General features: G+C 70.5%; 15 protein-coding genes and 1 pseudogene. 5 read left to right on the forward strand and 11 right to left on the reverse strand.

Going from position 1 to position 19,902, the window contains the following annotated elements:
* Positions 1-120: 120 nt before the first annotated feature.
* From IE325_RS06285 to IE325_RS06300, 4 genes are read left to right on the forward strand one after another with little or no spacing between them, the layout of a single operon-like run.
* On the forward strand, positions 121-1,341 hold the full coding sequence (locus IE325_RS06285) for an aminotransferase class I/II-fold pyridoxal phosphate-dependent enzyme (RefSeq protein ID WP_190068706.1): 1,221 nt from the start codon (positions 121-123) through the stop codon (positions 1,339-1,341).
* Complete coding sequence (locus tag IE325_RS06290; protein ID WP_229911687.1) at positions 1,341-2,558, forward strand: GNAT family N-acetyltransferase; 1,218 nt, start codon at positions 1,341-1,343, stop codon at positions 2,556-2,558. Before IE325_RS06285 ends, IE325_RS06290 begins: the two co-directional genes overlap by 1 nt.
* The gene (locus IE325_RS06295) at positions 2,542-2,814 is read left to right on the forward strand and encodes an acyl carrier protein (RefSeq protein ID WP_190068707.1); all 273 of its coding nucleotides are present in this window, start codon (positions 2,542-2,544) and stop codon (positions 2,812-2,814) included. Before IE325_RS06290 ends, IE325_RS06295 begins: the two co-directional genes overlap by 17 nt.
* Positions 2,811-4,037: a beta-ketoacyl-[acyl-carrier-protein] synthase family protein gene (locus tag IE325_RS06300; protein WP_190068708.1), complete on the forward strand. Its 1,227-nt coding sequence runs from the start codon at positions 2,811-2,813 to the stop codon at positions 4,035-4,037. The genes IE325_RS06295 and IE325_RS06300 overlap by 4 nt, the downstream gene beginning before the upstream one ends.
* Positions 4,038-4,117: 80 nt before the next feature.
* On the opposite strand, the gene IE325_RS06305 is transcribed toward IE325_RS06300, so the two are convergent.
* Positions 4,118-4,909: a PEMT/PEM2 family methyltransferase gene (locus tag IE325_RS06305; protein ID WP_190068709.1), complete on the reverse strand. Its 792-nt coding sequence runs from the start codon at positions 4,907-4,909 to the stop codon at positions 4,118-4,120.
* Positions 4,902-5,963 (reverse strand): NAD-dependent epimerase/dehydratase family protein, encoded by a 1,062-nt coding sequence (locus tag IE325_RS06310; protein ID WP_229911688.1) that lies wholly within the window; start codon positions 5,961-5,963, stop codon positions 4,902-4,904. The genes IE325_RS06305 and IE325_RS06310 overlap by 8 nt, the downstream gene beginning before the upstream one ends.
* A 305-nt stretch (positions 5,964-6,268) precedes the next feature.
* Between IE325_RS06310 and IE325_RS06315 the strand changes: the two genes are divergently transcribed.
* Entirely contained in the window at positions 6,269-7,267 is a 999-nt protein-coding gene (locus IE325_RS06315) for a PI-PLC domain-containing protein (protein WP_190068710.1), read from the forward strand.
* A gap of 252 nt (positions 7,268-7,519) precedes the next feature.
* Here IE325_RS06315 and IE325_RS06320 read toward each other — a convergent pair whose 3' ends face one another.
* The 9 genes and pseudogenes from IE325_RS06320 to IE325_RS06360 all read right to left on the reverse strand — a co-directional run bounded on the left by IE325_RS06320 (position 7,520) and on the right by IE325_RS06360 (position 19,363).
* A complete protein-coding gene (locus tag IE325_RS06320; protein WP_190068711.1) occupies positions 7,520-10,498 on the reverse strand; it encodes an aminotransferase in 2,979 nt (992 codons plus the stop codon).
* 51 nt (positions 10,499-10,549) lie between these two features.
* Positions 10,550-10,990 carry an Lrp/AsnC family transcriptional regulator gene (locus IE325_RS06325; RefSeq protein ID WP_190068712.1) on the reverse strand — a complete coding sequence of 147 codons (441 nt, stop codon included), beginning with the start codon at positions 10,988-10,990 and terminating at the stop codon, positions 10,550-10,552.
* A gap of 202 nt (positions 10,991-11,192) precedes the next feature.
* Positions 11,193-11,396 (reverse strand): annotated as a pseudogene (locus IE325_RS06330) (urease subunit gamma); the annotation flags it as partial.
* Positions 11,397-11,635: 239 nt separating this feature from the next.
* Positions 11,636-12,436 (reverse strand): ATP-binding cassette domain-containing protein, encoded by an 801-nt coding sequence (locus tag IE325_RS06335; RefSeq protein WP_190068713.1) that lies wholly within the window; start codon positions 12,434-12,436, stop codon positions 11,636-11,638.
* The gene (locus tag IE325_RS06340; RefSeq protein ID WP_190068714.1) at positions 12,436-14,265 is read right to left on the reverse strand and encodes a dipeptide/oligopeptide/nickel ABC transporter permease/ATP-binding protein; all 1,830 of its coding nucleotides are present in this window, start codon (positions 14,263-14,265) and stop codon (positions 12,436-12,438) included. The genes IE325_RS06335 and IE325_RS06340 overlap by 1 nt, the downstream gene beginning before the upstream one ends.
* On the reverse strand, positions 14,255-15,286 hold the full coding sequence (locus tag IE325_RS06345) for an ABC transporter permease (RefSeq protein WP_190068715.1): 1,032 nt from the start codon (positions 15,284-15,286) through the stop codon (positions 14,255-14,257). Before IE325_RS06345 ends, IE325_RS06340 begins: the two co-directional genes overlap by 11 nt.
* The gene (locus IE325_RS06350) at positions 15,283-16,713 is read right to left on the reverse strand and encodes an amidase (protein ID WP_190068716.1); all 1,431 of its coding nucleotides are present in this window, start codon (positions 16,711-16,713) and stop codon (positions 15,283-15,285) included. Before IE325_RS06350 ends, IE325_RS06345 begins: the two co-directional genes overlap by 4 nt.
* Before the next feature lie 121 nt (positions 16,714-16,834).
* The gene (locus IE325_RS06355) at positions 16,835-18,415 is read right to left on the reverse strand and encodes an ABC transporter substrate-binding protein (protein ID WP_190068717.1); all 1,581 of its coding nucleotides are present in this window, start codon (positions 18,413-18,415) and stop codon (positions 16,835-16,837) included.
* A 264-nt stretch (positions 18,416-18,679) separates the two neighbouring features.
* Positions 18,680-19,363 carry a TetR/AcrR family transcriptional regulator gene (locus IE325_RS06360; protein ID WP_229911689.1) on the reverse strand — a complete coding sequence of 228 codons (684 nt, stop codon included), beginning with the start codon at positions 19,361-19,363 and terminating at the stop codon, positions 18,680-18,682.
* Positions 19,364-19,902 lie beyond the last annotated feature (539 nt).

A 19,902-nucleotide genomic window follows, 5' to 3' on the forward strand; every position in this document is an offset into this window, starting at 1 on the left:
GACTGCGACGCAGGTGGCGAGATCGGCGGAAGCCCCCAACCACCCGTTGTAACTTAACGTATTGGATCAGATACGTTGTGCGCTCATCCTGAAGTAATTGGTGTGACAGGCGGGTTGGCGATGTCAGATGTGAGTGGAGCGGCCGCTACCTGGGCCGCCCTCAACCGGGCCCGGGAAACCGGCGGTTATCCGTTCTTCCGCCGGATCACCGGGCAGCCGGCGCCGGGAGAAGTCCTCGTCGAGGGCATGCGGGCGATCAACGCGGCCTCCGGTGACTATCTGAGCCTGGCGGCGGATCCACGGGTACGCGAGGCGGCGGCGGCTGCGGCGCGCGACCTGGGCGCCTCGTGCTCCGGCTCACCCGTGTTGATCGGCACCTGGTCGGTGCACGCGCAACTGGCGGAGGAACTGGCCGACTTCCTGCACCGGTCGGCGGTGCTGCTGGCCACCACGGGGTTCCAGGCCAATCTTGCCCTGGCCTGCCTCTTCAGCGAGGACCGTGCGGTCATCGCCGACCGGCACATCCATGCCTCTCTCGTCGATGCGTTGCGGCTCGGAGCCGCCAAGAACCGCCGGTTTAGGCACAACACGCCTCGCCACCTGGCGCGGCTGCTGGAGGAAGCGTCGGGACAGGGCCTGTCGCCGGTGGTCCTGACCGAGGGAGCGTTCTCGCTGGGCGGGGAGCTGGCCGTACTACCGGAGATCGCCGATCTCGCCGGACGTCATGGGGGGATGCTTATCGTCGACGGGGCTCACGACATCGGCATCCTGGGACCGTCGGGACGCGGAGCCGGTGAGCACCTCGGCTGCGAGCAGGACATCGACGTACTGTCCGGGACCTTCTCCAAGGCGTTCGGCGCCGGTGGCGGATTCATCGCCGGAAGCACCGAACTCATCGAGCACTGCCGCGCGTTCGGACAGGCCACCATCTACTCGGCGTCCATGCCGCCGCCGACCGCCGCAGCGGCGCTCACCGCGCTGCGAATCATCCGGGACGAGCCCGAACAGCGCGCCGTGCTGGCACGCCTGGCGGACCGTCTGCACGACGGACTGGCCGAGCTGGGATACGCCCGTCCCCACTGGGCCAGCCCTATCGTCACGCTCCCGGCCGGCGACGCCGACCAGTGCCTGCACACATGGCGGGCGATGCTGGAAGCCGGAGTGTTCACTGCGCCGTTCATGCCGCCGGCCGTCCCACCGGGCCAGTCTCTGCTGCGCCTGTCCGTCACCGCCGCCCACAGCGAAGCACACATCGACCACATCCTGGAGGTCGTGGGCCAACTCCTGTCGGCCACCGACACCACTTGCGTGGCAGCGGACCCGATCCCGTGTCCCGCCTGATGCGCGCTCCCCAGACCCCGCAAGGCGCTGCCGACATCGTGATGGTCCGCAGCCGCGCCGACATGGATGACTTCATCAGGCTGCCCTACCAGCTGTACCGGGCGCACCCGCACTGGGTCGCCCCGCTGGAAGTGGAACGGCGCCAGTTCCTCATCCCCCGCCGCAACCCCTACCTGCGCCAGAGCGACGTCGGCTACTTCCTGGCCCGCCGCGGCCGGGCGCCTGTGGGCCGAGTCGCGGCCATCATCGGCCCGGACGGACCAGCCAGCCAACGCCAAGGCTACGTGGGCTTCTTCGAGTGCACCGAAGACCCTGCCGTGGCGCGTGCCCTGTGGGAGCAGGCGGTGGCCTGGCTGCGGGAGCGGGACGTGCAGACCGTGACGGGCCCGATGAACCCGAACATGCACCACGAGTGCGGACTGCTCGTCGACGGCTTCGGCGACGCCCCCCGCATCGGCATGCCCTACAACCCTCCCTACTACGCCGACCTGTTCGTCGCGGGCGGCTTCACCCCGGTCAAGGACCTGCTGTCATGGCGGCTGTCCCCGACCAGCCGCAAGGTCAGGCAGTTGACCGGCTTCGCCGACATGCTGAAACTCAAACACGGCCTGACGGTGCGGCTGGCGGACTGGCGCTGTTTCCGTAGCGAGTCCGATCTCGTGCGGGAGCTGTATCACGCGTGCTGGCAGGACAACTGGGGCTTCGCGCCGGCGACCGACGCGGAGTTCACCTACCTGGCTCGCCAGGTCCGGCTGCTCGCCCCCACGGGCGTCCGCATCGTCGAGCACGAGGGAACACCGGTCGGCTTCAGCATCCTGCTGCCCGATTTCAACCAGGCCCTCGCGCCCGCTCGTGGACGCCTGACCCGCTACGGCTGGCCGGTCGGAGCCTGGCGCGTGTGGCGGGGCCGACGCGCCATCACCCGCGGCCGCCTGATGGCCCTCGGTGTCCCCGAGGACAACCGTGTCAAAGGAGCCGCGCTCGCCCTGCTCAGCGACGCCCTGGACATGGCCCGAAAGCACAGCTGGAACGAGGTCGACGTGTCCTGGGTCCTGGAGGACAACCAGGCCGCCAACAAGCCGCTGGCCGCCGCCGGCGCCACGATCCACAAACGCCACCGCCTGTACGCGCGCTGTGTGCGCCACAGCGAGCCGTGCTCATGCCTCGCCGCCCATGCCCACCCCGCCCTGGAGGCCACCCATGCCGCTTACGTATGACAACGTCGTCTCGATCCTCGCCGAAATCACTGGAATGGACGAGGACGAAATCACCCCGCAGACCACCCTGCTGGACGTAGAAATGGACTCCCTGCTCCTGGCCGAATTCGACGTCATTCTCGCCGAGCGCCACGGAGTCGACCTGGCGGCCGGCCTGGACCTCACGCCCGAGACCACGATCGCCGACTTCGTACATGCAGTGGCCGAGCAGTCCTCCGGCGCTGAGGCTGCTCCGTCCGTCATGGGTGCGCTGTGACCCTCGACATCGCCGTCACTGGAATCGGGCTGATCACACCCGTCGGTGTCGGCGCCGATTCGACGTGGCGGGGTCTGTGTTCAGGGCGGTCCGTCACTACGGCTCAGGATCCGCTCCTGACCGGGCTACCAGTGGACCTCTCCTGCCCCGTCCAGAACTTCGACGCATACGATCACCTCCCGCGACGGACCGTGCGGCGCACCGACGCCTTCATCCACTTCGCGCTCGCCGCCGCTCAAGAAGCCGCCCAGGACGCCGGCCTCACATCCGGCTCCGCCGAACCCACCCGCATCGGCGTCGTCCTCGGCGTCGGCTCCAACAGCCTCATGGGATACGGAGGAGTCTGGGATCGCCTTCAGGCCGGTGAACACCACCTGGTGTCCCCATTCGCTCTGCCACGGAGCGTGCCCAGCATGGCAGCCGGAGAAGTAGCAGCTCACCTCGACTACCGAGGCCCCAGCTTCACCGTGGCCAGCGCCTGTGCCTCAGGCGCTCACGCCATCGGCGTCGCCCGCGACCTCATCCGCTCCGGCACCTGCGACATCGTGCTGGCCGGTGGTGCGGAATCCGGCCGCTCCCCTCTCAGCGCCATCGGCTTCGCCCGTCTGGGTGCCCTGTCCACCCGCCGGCACGATCCGTCCGGGGCCTCCCGCCCCTTCGACCGCGACCGCGACGGCTTCGTCCTGAGTGAAGGCGCGGCAGTGCTGGTCCTCGAACGCGGTGACCACGCTCGCGCCCGCGGTGCAACCCACCACGGCGTCGTCGCCGGGTACGGCGCCTCTGCCGACGCCCACCACCCTGTCAACCCCCACCCCGACGGGCGCGGCCTGCAGCAGGCCATCAGGACAGCCCTGGCCGATGCGGACTTGACGCCCGCCGACATCGATCATGTCAGTGCTCACGCAACCTCCACGCCGGTCGGAGACCTTGCCGAAGCGCGCGCCCTGAGCCACCTCTTCTCATCCACGCCGCCACCGGTCACGGCCCTGAAAAGCCTGCTCGGGCACGCACTGGGTGCGGCGGCAGCCATCCAGGCCGCCTGCGCCCTGCTGACCCTGCGGCACCAGGCCATCCCACCCACAGCCAACCTCGACAACCAAGACGACGCCATCGACCTCGACATCGTCCGCAAAGCCCCCAGAGCCGCGCGCCTGCGCACCGTTCTGAGCCCCGCGTACGGCTTCGGCGGAGCCAACGCCGCACTCATCCTGCGCGGATCCTGACCCGCATCCAGTGTGCACCGAAGCGAAGCAGACACTTATATGGGACCGCCCCGGCCAACGGGGCGGCCCCACAACGTGTTTCAGGCGGCGGTGCCGCCGAGGTAGGTACGGACGATGAACGGCTTCTCCCGCACGAGGTAGAAGACGTAGATCAGTACCTGGAACACGGCCACGCACACCAGCCCGGCCACCGACCGGTAGCACAGCGCCACGCCGTAGCCGTGCAGATTGCCCACCCCGTACATCGGGTTGCGCAGCCAGCGGTAGGGGCCGCGGACCACGAAGCCGTCCGTCGCGTCGGCCCGGCCCAGGAACATGTCGCGGCAGTAGTAGGTGTTCAGGCCGGTCAGCCAGGTCGCCCACAGCTTGGTGCCGAAGCCCACGATGCCCAGCACCACGCCCAGCACCAGCCACAGACCTTCGACGCCCACTTCGGGCAACCGGCCGGGGAAGGCCGCCATCAGCAACCCCTGGCACAAGCCCTGCTGCAGAAACAGCAGCCCCAGCACGAAGTCGAACCTTTCCACAGCCCGCGCCTCACCGACGGCATGGGTGAAGCGGCGGGCAACTGCCGTGTCCAACACAGCGATCAGGCAGCCGTAGTACAGGACCGCGATCATCACGGCGTACCCGACCGCTGCCCAGAGCACCGCCCCGCTGCCCGCGGCAGCGCGGATCTGCTGCTCGGCCGCGAAACCCGCAGCCACCACACATGCCCAGACCAAGGCGCGCAGCACACGGCGTTCGGGCTGATCCAGGCGCAGCCCGGACATACCGATGACCGCGACCGCCAGGTGTCCCAGCCGTTTCCGTGCCGCGTGGAGCGACGGCGCGCTCGCCGGCGCCGGGGCCAGCTCGGTGGTCTCAGCCATGAAGCATCTCCTTGAAAGCCTCTCGCAGTCCGTCCTCGAGGCCCACCCGGGCCCGGAACTCGAAATCCCTGTACGCGCGGTCCGCGCTGGCAGTCCAGGACCCGGCCACCGCCTCGCGCGCCTTGTCCCTGTTGAACACCGGCACGCCGCCCCGCAGCCGTCCGGCCGCCTCACTCACCACACCGGCAGCCCGCACCACGGTCGAGGGCACGGGCAGCACCAGCGGCCTGCCGCGGCCCAGCAGACCACCAGCCGTCCGCACCAGGTCGGCAAGGGTGTACTCCACCCCGTCGGACAACTGATAGACACCGCTGTGGGACTCGCCCGGAGCAGCGGTACGCCCCTGCAGGCCGGCGGCGATCAGTCCGTCGCACAGATCGTCCACGTGCAGCACCGAGTAGACGCGGGCGGCCGGGCCGGGCCGCACTGCCACCCGGGTACGGGCCATCGCGGCGAGGCTCGGCACGAACGCCACGTCGGACGGCCCGTACACGATCGGGGGGCGCACGAAGACGGTCGGCACCTGCCCGGCGAACCGCCGTGCCGCCTGCTCCCCGGCCAGCTTGCTGGCTCCGTACCACGACACCGGCCCGGCCCGGTCCTCCTCACGCCGCGCCCGCCCCGGGGCGGGCGCGGGGCCGGCCGCGGCCAGCGACGAACACACCACGAGCCGCGGCGGCGCATCCGAGGAAGCCAGCACACCCGCCAGCACGCCCGTCGCCACGGTGTTGGCCAGTCGGAACTCGGCACGTGACGCGGCCCGCACCGCGGCCGCCAGATGAATCACCATGTCCGCGCCCGAGACGGCCTCCACGACCCCCGAACCGGTGAGCAGATCGACTACGGCGACGTCGACCGGACAGCCGTCCAGCGCCCGGCGATCGGACTGCGGCCGCACCAGCGCCGTCACCCGGCCACCGCCCTCAGCGATCCGGCGGCACAGCCGCCGACCCACGAACCCCGTGGCCCCCGTGACCACCACGCGTATCCCGCTCACGTCCGGGGACATGAACGGCTGCTCTGCCTCACGAGGGGCGTTGATCGAAGTCGTCACGCCTGCACGCTAGAGGGCATATCCCCCATTCAGCGCAACGAAAGCCGGTCAGGCTCCAATCACCACCCAGCCGAATGCCCCTTCCCTGGGGCCCTGACCTGCGGTAACTCCAGCGCCCCGACGATACGCATTCGGCAGCAGAACCCACCGGCGGACGGACAACATGATCGACGGTTTACCTCTTCAAGGTGATCCCACGCAGCTGCGCTTGTCGCACGGCACGTGATCATGCGCATCCTGGCCGCCCGACATCCGCGAAGCCCCTGAGTTGATTCGCGACCTATTTCTCAACAGGAGTTGGCAACGTGGTCAGCCTTCGGTACAGCAAGGCGACGGCCGTGATCGGCGCATGCGCAGCGATCACCGCAGTACTGTCGGGCATGTTCCCCGCGCCAGGTGCGAGCGCGCACGCACCGTCGTACGACGGTGGAAGCCGGCCCGTATACGCCGTCGCCCACCGCGTGCTCACCGCGGAAGGGGTGGTCAACGCACTGGCGCATGGTGCGAACGCTCTCGAGATGGACGCAACCGCGTGGACCGACGGCGGCTGGTACGCCGATCACGACGGGACCATCACCAGCCGCGGCGACACGATGGAAGTGGTGTTCGACCGGGTCGCAATAGAGCGCGCCCGTGGCGCACGCGTCAACTTCGTGTGGCTGGACATCAAGAACCCTGACTTCTGTGACGGCAGTTCCCCGCAGCGGACGCACTGTTCGGTGGCGGGTCTGCGTGACCTGGCACGCAGGAAACTCGAGAACCAAGGGGTTCGTGTCCTGTACGGCTTCGCCACGTCGAGTGTGGGAGGTGTCGGCTGGAAGGCCGTGGCCGACGGGTTGACGGCCAAGGAGGGCGTTGCCGTCAGCGACAACTACGAGAATGTGCGGACGGCGTTCGACACACTCGGCACCAGCATCCCGCGCAGTCAGCGCGTCATGGACCACGGCTTGTTCGACCCCGGTCTGAAGTTCGCCTCGATCGGTCAGGAGCTCCGTCTCGGGGCCCAGGCACGCGATCGCGGCGCATTCGCCAGCGTCTTCGGGTGGACCATCAGCAGCTCAGAGCATCGCGCAGGGGCCGCACGGCAGGTAGATGCCTATCTCGGCACCCGCGGCTCGGGCGCGGACGGTTTGATCTACGGGCATACGGCCAGTTGCTATCCCGACGGTGTGCGTGGCCCGGAGGGCTGCGGGAAGGACGACTCTGCCGCCGAGAAGGCCCTGCGCTACATCACCGCCTGGGTTCAGGCCCACAGCACTACCCACCATCTCGCCACCAACGGCGACATTCCCTTCGGAGAGTGACCGCTTTTCCCGTGGCGGTCGGCTGAGGTACGTCCCCGCATCAACAGAGCGATTCCGCCGCCGACCAGCAACCCGATGATGGCCACCGTTGCCGCCAACGACCAGTGCAAACAGGCCCGAGAAGCGACAACTCCCGGCCATGTCACGCACCATGGCCTTGCCGCCGCCGGGTCCTACGACCACCAGTCGAGAACTGAGCCGACCCTGCCAGCGCCTCAGCAACCTCTGATGGACGCCTTCGGGTGTGCGGCGTCAGCGGGAGTGGCCGAGTTGGGTGAGGGCCAGGTCGAGCATGTCGGCGAAGAAGTCGGCTGCGGCGGTGTCGATGCACAGCGGTGGCTTGATCTTGAGGATGTTGAGGTGATCCCCGGTCGGCTGGACGATCACGCCGAGGTCGAGCATGCGGTCGCAGAGTTCGGCGGTCTCTTCTGTGGCGGGTTCCAGGTCGGCGCGGTCCCGGACGAGTTCGAGACCGAGGTAGAGGCCCGAGCCGTGGACGGCGCCGATGATGCCGTAGCGGTCGGCCAGTGCCTCGAGCCGGCGTTTCAGATGGCCGCCGACGCGCGCCGCGTTGCCCTGGAGGTCTTCGTCGCGCAGGGTGTCCAGGACGGTGAGGCCCACGATGCTGGAGACGGGGCTGCCGCCGGTGGAGGAGAAGAAGTAGCCCTGGTCGCGGTACCGGTCCGCGACCGCCCTGGACGTGATGACGGCGCCGAGGGGGTGTCCGTTGCCCATGGCCTTGGCGACACAGACGATGTCGGGGACCACCTGCTGCTGCTCGAAGCCCCAGAACCAGTGTCCCAGGCGGCCGTATCCGACCTGGACCTCGTCGGCGACGGCCAGGCCGTCGTGACGCCGTACCGCCTCGTACACCTGGGCGAGATAGCCGTCGGGAAGGGCGACTCCTCCGGCGTTGCCGTAGAAGGTCTCGCCGATGAACGCTCCCGCCGGGCGGCCGGCAGCAGCCAGTTCGTCGATCACCGCGACGGCCTCGGGTGCGTAGCGCACGGCCTCCGGCCCGCGGTGGCGGCCGCGGTAGGAGTTGGGCGAGTCCACGGTGTGCACCCAGCTCGGGCGGGTGGCCAGGGCGTTCGGGTTGTCCTGGAGCGAGGTGGAGACCGCGTCGGAGGCGTACGTCCAGCCGTGGTACGCCTCGCGCAGCGCGACGACGTCGGGCCGGCCGGAGGCCCCGATGGCCAGGCGCAGGCCCAGGTCCACCGCTTCCGAACCGGAGTTGACGAGGAACACCGTGTCCAGAGGGTCGGGGAGGAGGGCGGCGAGGCGCTCGGTGAACTCCACCACGGAGGCGTAGTGGAAGCGCGAGTTGGTGTTGAGCCGCCGCAACTGCCGGGAGACCGCCTGCTCGACGCGGGGGTGGGCGTGACCCAATGGGGTGACGTTGTTGACGATGTCGAGGTACGACCGGCCGTCGGTGGACAGCAGATGGTGGCGCCAACCACGTTCGATGCGCGGGGGGTTGGCGTAGTAGTGCTCCTGCACGGTGGCGAACGCGGCGTCACGCCGGTCGAGCAGGTCCCTTTCGCGCGTACGGCCGGTGTCGGCGGGGAGGCCGAGGAGCGGGGCGGGGTCGGCGGTGAGCGCGAGCCAGCCGGCGGCGTACTCGGGACGGACCAGGTGGGGGACGGCGGGGCCGTCGGCGTCGCGCAGCGCGACGTGGACCGAGGCACCGGAGCCGAGGTGGGTGATGTCCTCGCCCGCCTGCACCGTCGCACCGGTGGTGATCATGGGCTGGACCTCTCGTGGGAATGACAGCGACAGCGTCTGCGCGCCGTAGGTGAGTTCCACGTGGCCCGGCGCCGCGGCGAGGATCTTGCCCGCGGCGGGCGCCTGCACCACGGCATCCCGGCCGAGCCATAGGTCGATTCCGGTGGGGACCGTGTCGGCGGACCCCGCCGACAGCGCCGGTGTCCGAGTGAGTCGCGCATGGGCGTACCGGGTGGCGACGGCGGCCGCTCCGTCCGCGAGCGCGGAGGTCACCAGCCGGGCCTCGGTGCCGGCGTCCGTCCAGGCTCCGTGGTCCATGGAATCGGCTTCGGTGGACAGGTCGAGGAGGGTGATGTCGTCGGCGACGAGGTCCCGCAGGAGAGGGCGCACCGGCGCGTCGGCCCGCGCGGTCCGCGCGGTCCGGGCAGGCAGGTCGGCCATGCCGGTCGCGTCCCTGATGAGGCGGATCATCACGGGCAGGGGCAGCGAGGTGGCCTGTTCGAATATGCGCCATTCGCGGTCGAGCGCGGCCTTGGCGTAGAGGTTGTCCTCGTCGACGGCGGCCTGGTGCCGTCCGCTGGCCACCAGGACGGCGGCGCGCAGGACCACGAGCGGCCACATCGCCTCGGCCTCCTCGGGGGAGAGCGGCCGTACGGCGTGGAAGGCGCGGACGGCCGGCAGCACATGGTGAGGCTCCATCCCGTCGTGGTGAAGCATCGAGGACAGTGACACGGCGAGTTCGCCGACCGCCCAGCTCGTGGTCACGTCACCGAAGTCGATGACCCCGTCCGGCATGGGCGGACGGCTGTCGGGACGGCGGATCAGGTTGTCGTCGGTGAGGTCCAGGTGCACGGCCTGCGACGGCAGCGCGGCGGCGAGCCTCTGGACATGTGCCCAGGCCTCGGCGGTCGCGGTCCGGACGGCGGTGCGCCGGCCGGATTCGTCGATGTGCCCGGCGAGTTTGGCGACGACGCGATCGGCGTGCTGCGGGTCCCACTGGAGCACGCGGTCGAGGCCCGGGTGCCGGAAGTCGCGCAGGGCGGTGCTGACCTTTCCGGCGATCGTGCCCATGCTCGCCACGGCGCCCGGGGACAGGTGCCGTCGTCCCGAGAGTGTTCCGCCGGGCAGGTGGCGCAGCAGGCGCGCGACGGCCGGACCGTTCTCGGTGTCCACCGTGGTGCGCCGCGGGGAGCCGTCAGGGCAGCGCAGGACCGTGGCGATGCGCAGTTCGGGGCAGGCCGAGGCGATCAGGTCGGCTGCCGCGTCCTGGGCTTCGATCTCCACCGTGCCGAAGGCGGGGTTGGCGATCTTCAGAATCGCCGCGGGCGCCCCGTCGTCGGCGTGCAGCAGGAAGTTGGCGTCCTGCTGGCTGCCCAGCGCCTGCGCGCGAGCAGTGATGCCGAGGTGTTCGGCAGCGATGAGCTCAGCCTCGGCCGGCGCCGTGCGGGGTGCGGGAAGGGCGTCCTTGGTGAAGAAGTCGATCGTGCGGTGCTCGTCGAGCAGCATGCAGGGTTCCTCGGCTGGTGCGGGCGAATAGGACTCCGACGCTCGGATGCCTCAGTCGACGTGCCACAAGAAGCGGTGCGTGTGAATCGCGAAGTAGGGGAAGTTCTCCACCGACGCGACACCCTCGACGGGCCGCACGACGTCGTTGATGAAGTCCAGAAGATCCCGGGGCTGAGGGCACACCACCTCCGCGAACAGGTCGAAGCCGCCGGCCGTCAGGACCGTGTACACGACCTGGTCGTGCCGGGACAGTTCATTGGCCACCGCCCGGGGATCGCCGTCGACGCGCAAGCCCAGGAGTGCCATCGCCTGCTGGCCCAGGGTCATCGGGTCGGTCACTCCGACGACCTGGACCGCCTTGGTGTCGATCAGCCGCTGCAGCCGGAGCCTCGCGGCCGAGGGTGACAACCCCACCTTCGGACCCAGATCGGCGTAAGGGATCCGGCCGTCGGCCTGCAGCTCCCGCAGGATGGCCCGGTCGATGTCGTCCATGCGGCACCTCTCCCCTGCGTGAACGGCAGGCATTGCGCTTGTTTCAAGCACAATGACGGATCTGCATGCTCGATTCAAGTACTGATGCGCTCGAATCGAGCGAATGGTGCGGGCGGCCGGGGGTGCCGTGGACGTGGACTCAGGAGTCCGCGAGGAGGCTGCCGTCCAGGAACTCCCGTACGTGGCGCATGACTTGAGCCCGGAAGTGGGAGGTGACGGAGACCGGCATGGTGGCGGTGTTGGTGACCGTCAGCCGGACGGCCGCCCTCGGGCTCGGCGTGCTCGGGACCCGGCAGCAGCGCGCCCGGAGCCCGCTCACCGAGACACCCGCCGATCGGGTCGCTCACGACCGCGAGCCGTCGTCGAAGACCGCCTCGACATGCAACTCGCTGACGATGTCCGCGAGAGCCGATCCGTCACATTGCGCACCGCTCTGATCTTCAGGACGCCTCAGGCGGCCGAGGGAGACCTGTATGCCCATGGAACAGCGCGGAGTGCTGCTGGGCTTCGACCCTCTGTCCGGGAGTGATCGTCTTCGGCCTGCTGCCCCCGTCGTTCGGCACTGGCGGGCCCCACAGCGCCGCACGGCCCGCCGACCGGCATGGGCCGGTCGGCGGGCCGGAAGCCGCACCGCGTCCGGTCGATTCACGCCGTGGCCGGCTCTTCGTCGAGGCGGAACCTCGGGTCGCCCGGGACGGACGCGAGGAGTTGAGCGGTGTACGGGTGGTTCGGCTCGGCGAAGGTGGCTCCGGTCGGGCCGAGCTCGACGAGGTCCCCGTGCAGCAGGACCGCGACCGTGTCGCTGACGTGCCGTACGACGGCCAGGTCGTGCGAGATGAACAGCATCGTCAGCGAGAGTCGGCGGCGTAGATCGGCGAGCAGGTTGAGGATCTCGGCCTGGGTCGTCAGGTCGAGGGCCGAGGTGATCTCGTCGGCGATGACGAACCGGGGACGCGGTGCGAGGGCCCGTGCGATCGCCAGCCGCTGCCGTTGGCCGCCGGAGAACTCGTGCGGGTAGCGGTCCATGGTGTCCGGGTCGAGGCTCACCTGGCTGAGCAGCTCGGCGATCCGGGTCCTGACCGGCTTTACCCTGGCCCGGATCGGATCGAGTGCCTCGGCGAGCGACTGGGCGACGGTGCGCCGCGGGTCGAACGAGGAGTACGGGTCCTGCGGGATCATCTGGACCGTCGCGGCTCCCGCCCGTCCGCGCGAGGTGCGCAGCGGGGCGCCGTCCACGAAGATCCGACCGCTCGACGGCCTGTGGACGCCGACGAGAGCCCGTGCCAGCGTCGTCTTGCCCGACCCGGACTCGCCGACGAGTGCGAGGGTGGTGCCCCGGGGGATGTCGAACGAGACTCCCTTGAGCACCCTGCGGGCCGCGGCGCCGTGGCCGAGCTCGACGGTGAGGTCCGTGACGCGCAGCAGCGTGGTGGCGGTGGCGGACATCAGCGGCTCCCTTCCGCGGCCGGGGGACGGTCCGCGGCTTTGTCGGAAAGGTCGTCCGGCGGCGTCCCGTTCGGCTGCGCCGCCTGCGCGTCGGCCGTCCACCGGACCGCGCTGAGGGTTCCACCGGCCTCGACCGCGGCGGGCGTCGCCGCGAGCAACGCGCGAGTGTAGGGGTGAGTGACCGTCCCCCGGCGCAGGTCACCGCCCGTCGTCCGGTCGACGACCCGGCCACCGTGGAGCACCAGGACGGTGTCACAGAGCACGCCGACCACGCCGATGTCGTGCGAGATGAACAGCATCGCCGTGCCGTGCTCGCGATTGATGCGCCGGAACTGCCGTAGCACCTCCGCCTGGACGGTGACGTCGAGTGCCGTCGTCGGTTCGTCGGCGATGAGGAGCCGTGGATTGGTCGTCATCGCGGAGGCGATCGAGGCGCGCTGGAGCATGCCGCCGCTCAGCTCGTGCGGGTGCTGGCGCAGCCGCCGGTCCGGCTCGGTGACGTGGATGTCGGCCAGGGCGCGGACCATGTCCTGTGCGGCCCGGCGCCGGGGCGTCCCCTGATGGACCCTGGCCACTTCGGTGAGCTGGGTGCCGAGCCTCAGTGCGGGGTTGAACGTGCCGATCGGGTCCTGGTAGACGATGCCGATCTCGGTCGCGAGGCGTCGCTCCGGCGGTGTTCCGAGCAGGTCGAGGTCGCCGAGGGCGAGGCGCGACGCGTTCGCCCGCACGCCCTCGGGGAGCAGGCCCGCGACCGCCATGGCGATGGTGGACTTGCCCGAGCCCGACTCCCCGACGAGGCCGACGATCTGGCCGGCCCCGATGGTGAACGACACGTCGTCGACGAGTGTCCGGTCGCCGGCCCGCACGGTCAGCCCGGCGACGGTCAGCAGGCTGTCCTGCTCCGTGCCGGCGTCCCCCGACGCATGAAGCGTCCGAGGCTTCTGTGCCGGGTCGGCCGGTCCCGCCGCGTCCGCCGTCCCGGCCGGTGCGGGCGCTGTGCCGCGGGTTCGCGGGTCGACGAGCGAGGCCACGCCGTCTCCGAGGAGCATGGCGCCCACACCGGTGACGATGAGCATGATCGACGGGGCGAGGACGACCGACGGCTGGGCGAAGATCGACGGCAGCGCCTCGTTGAGCAACCGGCCCCAGTCGTACTGCGGGTTCTGCACACCGAGGCCGACGAACGACAGACTGCTGATGTCGAGCAGGGACAGGGTGAAGCTCGAACTGAGGAGCACCAGCAGCGGCCCGCTGATGTTCGGCAGGACATGCCGGCCCAGGATGCGCAGGCCGGGGACGCCGAGCAGGCGCGCGGTGAGGACGTAGTCCTTGTCCGCGACGGTCGCGGCGAGATTCGCCGTCAGCCGTGCGAACCCGGGGACGCCGGCGACGGCGATCGCGACGATCGCGGACACCGTGCCCGGTCCGAGCACCGCCGCGATGACGAGGGCGAGCACGAGCGAGGGGAAGGCCACCGCCGAGTCGATGAGCCGCAGACATGTCTCGCGCAGCCACCCGGGGGCCAGGTGGACCAGCGCGCCGATCGCGACGCCGACGACGAACGACGCGGCGGTGGCGGCGGCGGCCATGAGCAGGGTGAGCCGGGTCGCGACGAGGGCCCGGGCGAGGACGTCACGGCCGAAGGCGTCGGTGCCGAGGAGATGCCCGGCGCCGGGCCCCAGGCGGGCGTTGTCGGTGAGGGTCTCGGCCGAACCGCTGAGTAGCGGCGGGGCGATGAGGGCAACGACGAGGAGCAGTCCGAGGATCACGGCGCCGGACAGCAGCGACGGGTTGCGGTGCCATCGGCGCACGGTCGCTTCAGTGGCCACGACGACCTCCCTCGAGCGTGCGGGGGTCGACGATCCCGAGGACTACGTCGACGAGGAGGTTGACGAGCAGGGCGAGCATGCCGACGACGAGAATGATGCCCTGGATCACCGGATAGTCCTTGTAGATGATCGCCTGGACGACCTCGGTGCCGAGCCCGGGGTAGGTGAAGACGTTCTCCAGGATGATCGTCCCGCCGAGCAGGGACGTGAGGACGAGGCCGCTCAGGGTGAGGACACTCGTCACGAGGTTGGGCAGCGCGTGGCGGAGGTGGAGGCGCACGGATCCCAGGCGGTGGCCGCGGGCGGTCCTCATGTAGTCCTGGGCGAGCACCGAGGCCGTCTCCTGCCGGACGACCCGGGCGATCGCGAAGGCCGGGCCGATGCAGAGCGCGGCGATCGGCAGGACCAGCGCGCTCGGTGTCGTTGCGCCGCCGGACGGCAGCAGCCCGAGGCTGATCGAGAACAGGACGATGAGGAGGGTCGCGACGACGTAGACCGGCGCCGACGCGAGGAGCCCGGCGACCGTGCCGAAGCCGACGCCGAGCCGGCGGCGGCGTCCGTCACGGGTGAGGACACCGACGGTCATGCCCAGCGGGACGGCGATGACCAGGGAGAGCAGGACGGCCGGGATGACGAGCTGGACGGTGTACGGCAACCGGGTCGCGACGATGTCCGCGACCGGGGTGTCGAACCGGAACGAGGTGCCGAGCCGTCCTGACGCGATGTCGCCGAGGTAGTGGACGAACCGCGTCGTGATCGGCTCGTCGAGGCCCAGTCGTTCGCGTATCGCCGCGAGCGTGGCCGGGGACGAGTTGGTGCCGGCGATCGCGCGGGCCGGGTCCCCGGGCAGCAGGGGCACGATGAGGAACGTCACGAGGACGAGCAGCAGCATGGACATCAGCAGCCCGCCCGCCCGGCGGACGGCGAACCCGGCCCAGCCTCCGCCCAGCCGCAGCCGGGGAGCGCGCCGGACGGCTGCGGCCTGCAGCGGCCCGGTCGGGACCGCGGACCCGGCGCTCACAGCGCCGCCGCCGTGAGCGCCGCGTCGTCCGGGTGCCGCTCGTACCAGCGGAACCGCGGTTCGAGCTGGGCCGAGAGCCGCAGCAGCGTCGCCTCGTCGTAGGGCGCGCCGACGAGTTGCGCACCGACCGGCAGGCCGTCCGGGGTCGTATGGACGGGCAGCGAGATGGCGGGCAGCCCGGCGATGTTGGCGAACGCGGTGAACGAGACCATCCGGGTCTCGGTGTGCCGCGGGCCGTCCGGGGCGGAGTTCGCCTCGTCGTACACGGGGCCGACCGGTGGCGCCACGACCGCCGTCGTCGGGGTGAGGAGAACGTCGAAGTCCCGGCCCCACTGGGCGACCACGTCACGTGACTCGGCCTGCAGACGCGCCGCCGTCCGGGCGTAGTCGCCCGCGGTGACCTCGAGGGCGGTCTCCCGGCGGCGCCGGATGTAGGGGTCCACCGCGTCGGGATCGTCGACCTCGATGGCGTAGGTGGAGGCACTGATGATCGTCCAGGTGAAGCCCATGATCGCCTCGTACGAGAACATCTTCGGACGGGCCTCGACGACCTCGTGCCCCAGGTCGCGCAGTGCCTGCGCGGCCGTCAGCGCCGCCGTGCGGCACTCCTCGTCGACCGGCAGCCCGGTCGGCGCGTCGAGGAGCAGGCCGATCCGCAGCCGTCCGGGATCGGCACTGGCCTCCTCGATGTACGGGCGGCTCGGTTCGGGCGCGCTATACCAGGCGAGCCGGTCGGCACGGCCCATGACGTCGAGCATGAGGGCCGCGTCGCGCACGGTGCGGGTGATCGCGCCTTCGGTAGTCGAGTGTTCCCAGCCCCGGACGAACGCGGGCACGCGTCCCCGGCTCGGCTTGAGGCCCACGAGGCCGGTGACGGACGCCGGGACCCGGATCGATCCGCCGCCGTCGGAGGCGTGCGCCACCGGGGCGAGCCCGGCCGCGACGGCCGCCGACGCGCCGCCGCTCGACCCGCCGGAGGTGTGCGCCGGGTTCCACGGGTTGCGTGTCTTGCCGTGCCGGGCGTTCTCGGAGACGGTCAGAGCGCCGAACTCCGGCGAGTTCGTCCGGCCGAGGGGGATCGCGCCGGCGTCGAGGAGGAGCTGGACGTCGGGATCCGTGACCGTCCGCGGGGTGTCCCGGATCGCCAGTGAGGACATCGTGTTGGGTTGTCCCGCGACGGAGTTGAGGTCCTTGATGGGGACGGGGACGCCGTGCAGCGGGCCGAGCGGATCGCCGCGCAGCACCGCCTGCTCGGCCCGGACGGCCGCCGCGCGCACGGCGTCGGCGTCGAGCCAGACGACGGCGTTGACGGCGGGGTTGATCCGCTCGATGCGGTCGAGGTAGGTCTCGGCCACCTCCACGGGGCTGACCTCTTTCGTGCGCACGAGGTCGGCGATCTGCTGGGCGGTGCTGAATGGGTCGATCACCAGGGGACTCCTGTCGGAGAGGTGCAAAAGGTCGTCTCAGGTGCGGGGCGCCGGAACCGCGCGGCGAATCTCCGTGCCGGACCGTCGGGCCCGGCCGCGCCGCGTGCGCGCGGCCTGCCGGTCAGCCGGTGATGCGCAGGATGGGGTCGTCGAGCGAACCGCCGAGCATCTGTGCGCTGAATCCCTTGCGCAGCGCGTAGATGAACGGGTCGTTGACCAACGGCACCGCGTCCACCTGCGAGATCAGGGCCTTGGCTGCCTTCTGGTAGGCGGCGCAGCGGGCCCCTTCGGTCGTCGCCTCGGCGCCCTGGGCGAAGGCCTTGTTCAGCACGGGGTTCTTCACCGCGCCGAGGTTGCCGCCGCCTTCGGGGACGGTCGGGCCCACGAAGTGGCTGAGCGGGTTGGCGATGCTGCCGAGGAAGTTGAGGTCGGCGAAGACCGTGAGGTCCCAGGCGTCGGGCTTGCCGAACACGGTCCCGACCCAGGCCCCGACGTCGACGTTGGCGAGGGTGACGTCCGCGCCCGCGGCCCGCAGCGCCTCCTGGATGTACTGGTTTCCGGCGCCGGCCGGCCCGACGACCTGGGGGCCGACGAGGCGGATCTTCTTGCCCTTGAGCACGTCCGCCGCCGCGGCCTTGTCCTTCGGTACGAGGAAGGAGGTGCCGGGATCGTTGCAGGGGATGCCCTTCTGCACGAACATCGTCGACGGCTCACCCGTGTCCTTCGAGACGACCTTGGTGAAGGCGGCGCGGTCGACGGCCTGGGCGACCGCCCGGCGGGTTGCGGCGTCCGCGAAGACCGTGCCGGGTCGTTCGTTGAAGAGCAGGTAGAAGTCGGAGAACCGGCTGATGCTCACGCTGTTGCCGCCCACGCCGTCGAAGCGCGGGATGCCGGAGGCGTCGATCTTGCCGATGTCGAGCTGACCGCTGGTCACTAGGTTGCCGGTCGCCGTCGGGTCGGGCGAGACCAGGTACTCCATCGTCGCGGCGACCTTGCCGGGGATCTTCGTACGCCAGGCCGGCCATGCCTTGTACTCCGGGCGAAGCCTGTAGGAGTACGAGACGCCGGACTGGGACTTCTCGAGAAGGTACGGGCCGGACTGGGAGCCCTTGGCCTTACCGGCGGCGAGGGCCTTGAGGTCCTTCAGTCCCGCCGGGCAGACGATGCCCGTGCTCGCGACCGACAGGCCGGTGACCATATCGCCCCACGGCCTGGCGAGCGTGATCTTCACCGTCTGCGCCGCGTCGTCGGCGGTCACCGTCACCTTGTTGCCGGGGCCGAAGACCGTGGGCAGATCGGGCGCCGCCGTCTTCGGGTCGATGTAACGGTCGAGGGAGCCCTTGACGACCGTCGGCGTGATCGGCGTCCCGTCGGCGCAGGTCGCGCCGGCGCGCAGGGTGAACGTGGCCGAGGTCGGCGTGTTCGTCCACTTGGTGGCGAGCCCGCCGACGAGCCCGCCGTCGTCCTTGCGCACGAGGGTGTCGTAACTGTTCCGGGCGAGCTGGTAGTCCGGCAGGGACAGAGCCTTGGCCGGGTCGAAGCCGGCCGGCACGTCGATCGTCGTCCGGATCTTCGTCGCCGTGGCGGCATCGCCGCCGCCCGGGTCCGCGGACGTCGATCCCGTGGTGGTGCAGCCGGCGAGCACGGCCGTCATGGCGACGGCAGCGGTCACAGGGACCGCGCGGGTACGGGTCTGGCGCATGAGTGCTCCTGGAGAGGGATGTCACGCTCTGCGCAGGTCGCAAGGGTTCGGGCGGGACGAGCGCGAGCAGTTCGGGTGGAGGCGGTGCGCGCGGCGCTCGGTGGACGCCGCTTGGCAGCGAGCCGTGGAGCACTGGGTGTGGAGAGGATGCCGCCAAGTGAACGACGTAGTCAATAGCGTTAACTATCTTTGCGCGCGCCAGCCCTGCCGCCGATTTCGGCCGCGAGAACGCCGCTGGGCGGTGGATGCGAGAGCTGACGCAGGTCAGTCGCGCGGGAGCGTCGCCGCCTCCGCCTCGAGGGCCGCGAGGAGGATGTCCGTCTGCCGGTGGAAGACGTCGGTCATGTCGATGCTGCGCAGGTGCTCCTTCGCCGCCTCGGCGTAGGGGTACGCGTCAGGATCCGCCGGCTGGTATTCCTGCACCCAGTTCACCTCGGCGCCGAACCGCTGGTTGACGAGCCGCCAGGCGTTGTTGCTCGCCATGGCGAGGATGAAGTTCGAGAACGCCTGGTAGTGCAGGACGGCCGCCCGGCCGCGCCAGCCGCCGCGGTGGAACGCTTCCAGGACGGCGTCGACGGCGCGCAACTCGTGCACGCCCCGGGTGACTCTGCCCATGCAGAGCGCGGCGGCACCAGGGTGGTCCAGCGCGGTGTTCCAGGCACGGATCGCCAGGTCCCGCAGCGACTCCGCCCACGACTCGTGCGGCTCGTACCCCTCGAGGGAGATCCTGTCGAGCTCGTCCGCGACGGCGATCATGATGTGGTCGCGGCTCGCGAAATGCCGGTAGACCGCGGTCGCGGAGGAGGACAGTTCCTTGCCGAGTCGCTGGAAGGTCAGCGCGTCCGGCCCGTCCTCGTCGAGGATCCGCAGCGCGGTCCCCACGATGAGCCCCTGGGAGAGAGTTCCCCGCTGGAGCCGCTTCGTCGACCGGCCTCCGGCAACTGCCACGCGAACGCCTCCCTCGGACGGACGGCGAGCACACGCTGCCGCAGCCTGCGCCTCCTTACCGGCGACAAGGGACCAGCCTAAGCGAATGGTGTCGAGCGGAGCGTCCTGGGCCCGGTCACCGGGGGCATGCCCGCGACCATCCCTCCGGTCACGGTCCCCACAGTAGAAGGAGGTGTGCCACCAGGCGCCGTGTGATCGAGCGGGTGAAGGGGCGGTAAGCAGTCGTGTCCGCAGTGGTCAGCAGCCGCAGGCGGACCTGCATCTTCGCCGCCACGATCAGCTGAACGCAGGCCCTGCCGCGCCCGCCAGGCACGGCAGGGGACTCGTACCGCCCCACGAGCGCGGCAGGCGACGACCGCGGCGCCGGAGCGGACGAGTGACGGTCGCCGACCACCTCACCGCGCTGGAAGTTCTGCACTCGGCCCGTTCGGCGGCGGACCGCGAATCGTCCAGGATCAACTGACGGCCAAGGGAGAGCACTGCAGCGCGGGTCCCCTCGATCTGCTGGTGGCCGCCGCCGCTGAAGGGGCGGGACTGCC

Origin of the sequence: Streptomyces lanatus (assembly GCF_014655715.1) — a bacterium.
GTDB classification, from domain to species: Bacteria; Actinomycetota; Actinomycetes; order Streptomycetales; family Streptomycetaceae; genus Streptomyces; species Streptomyces lanatus.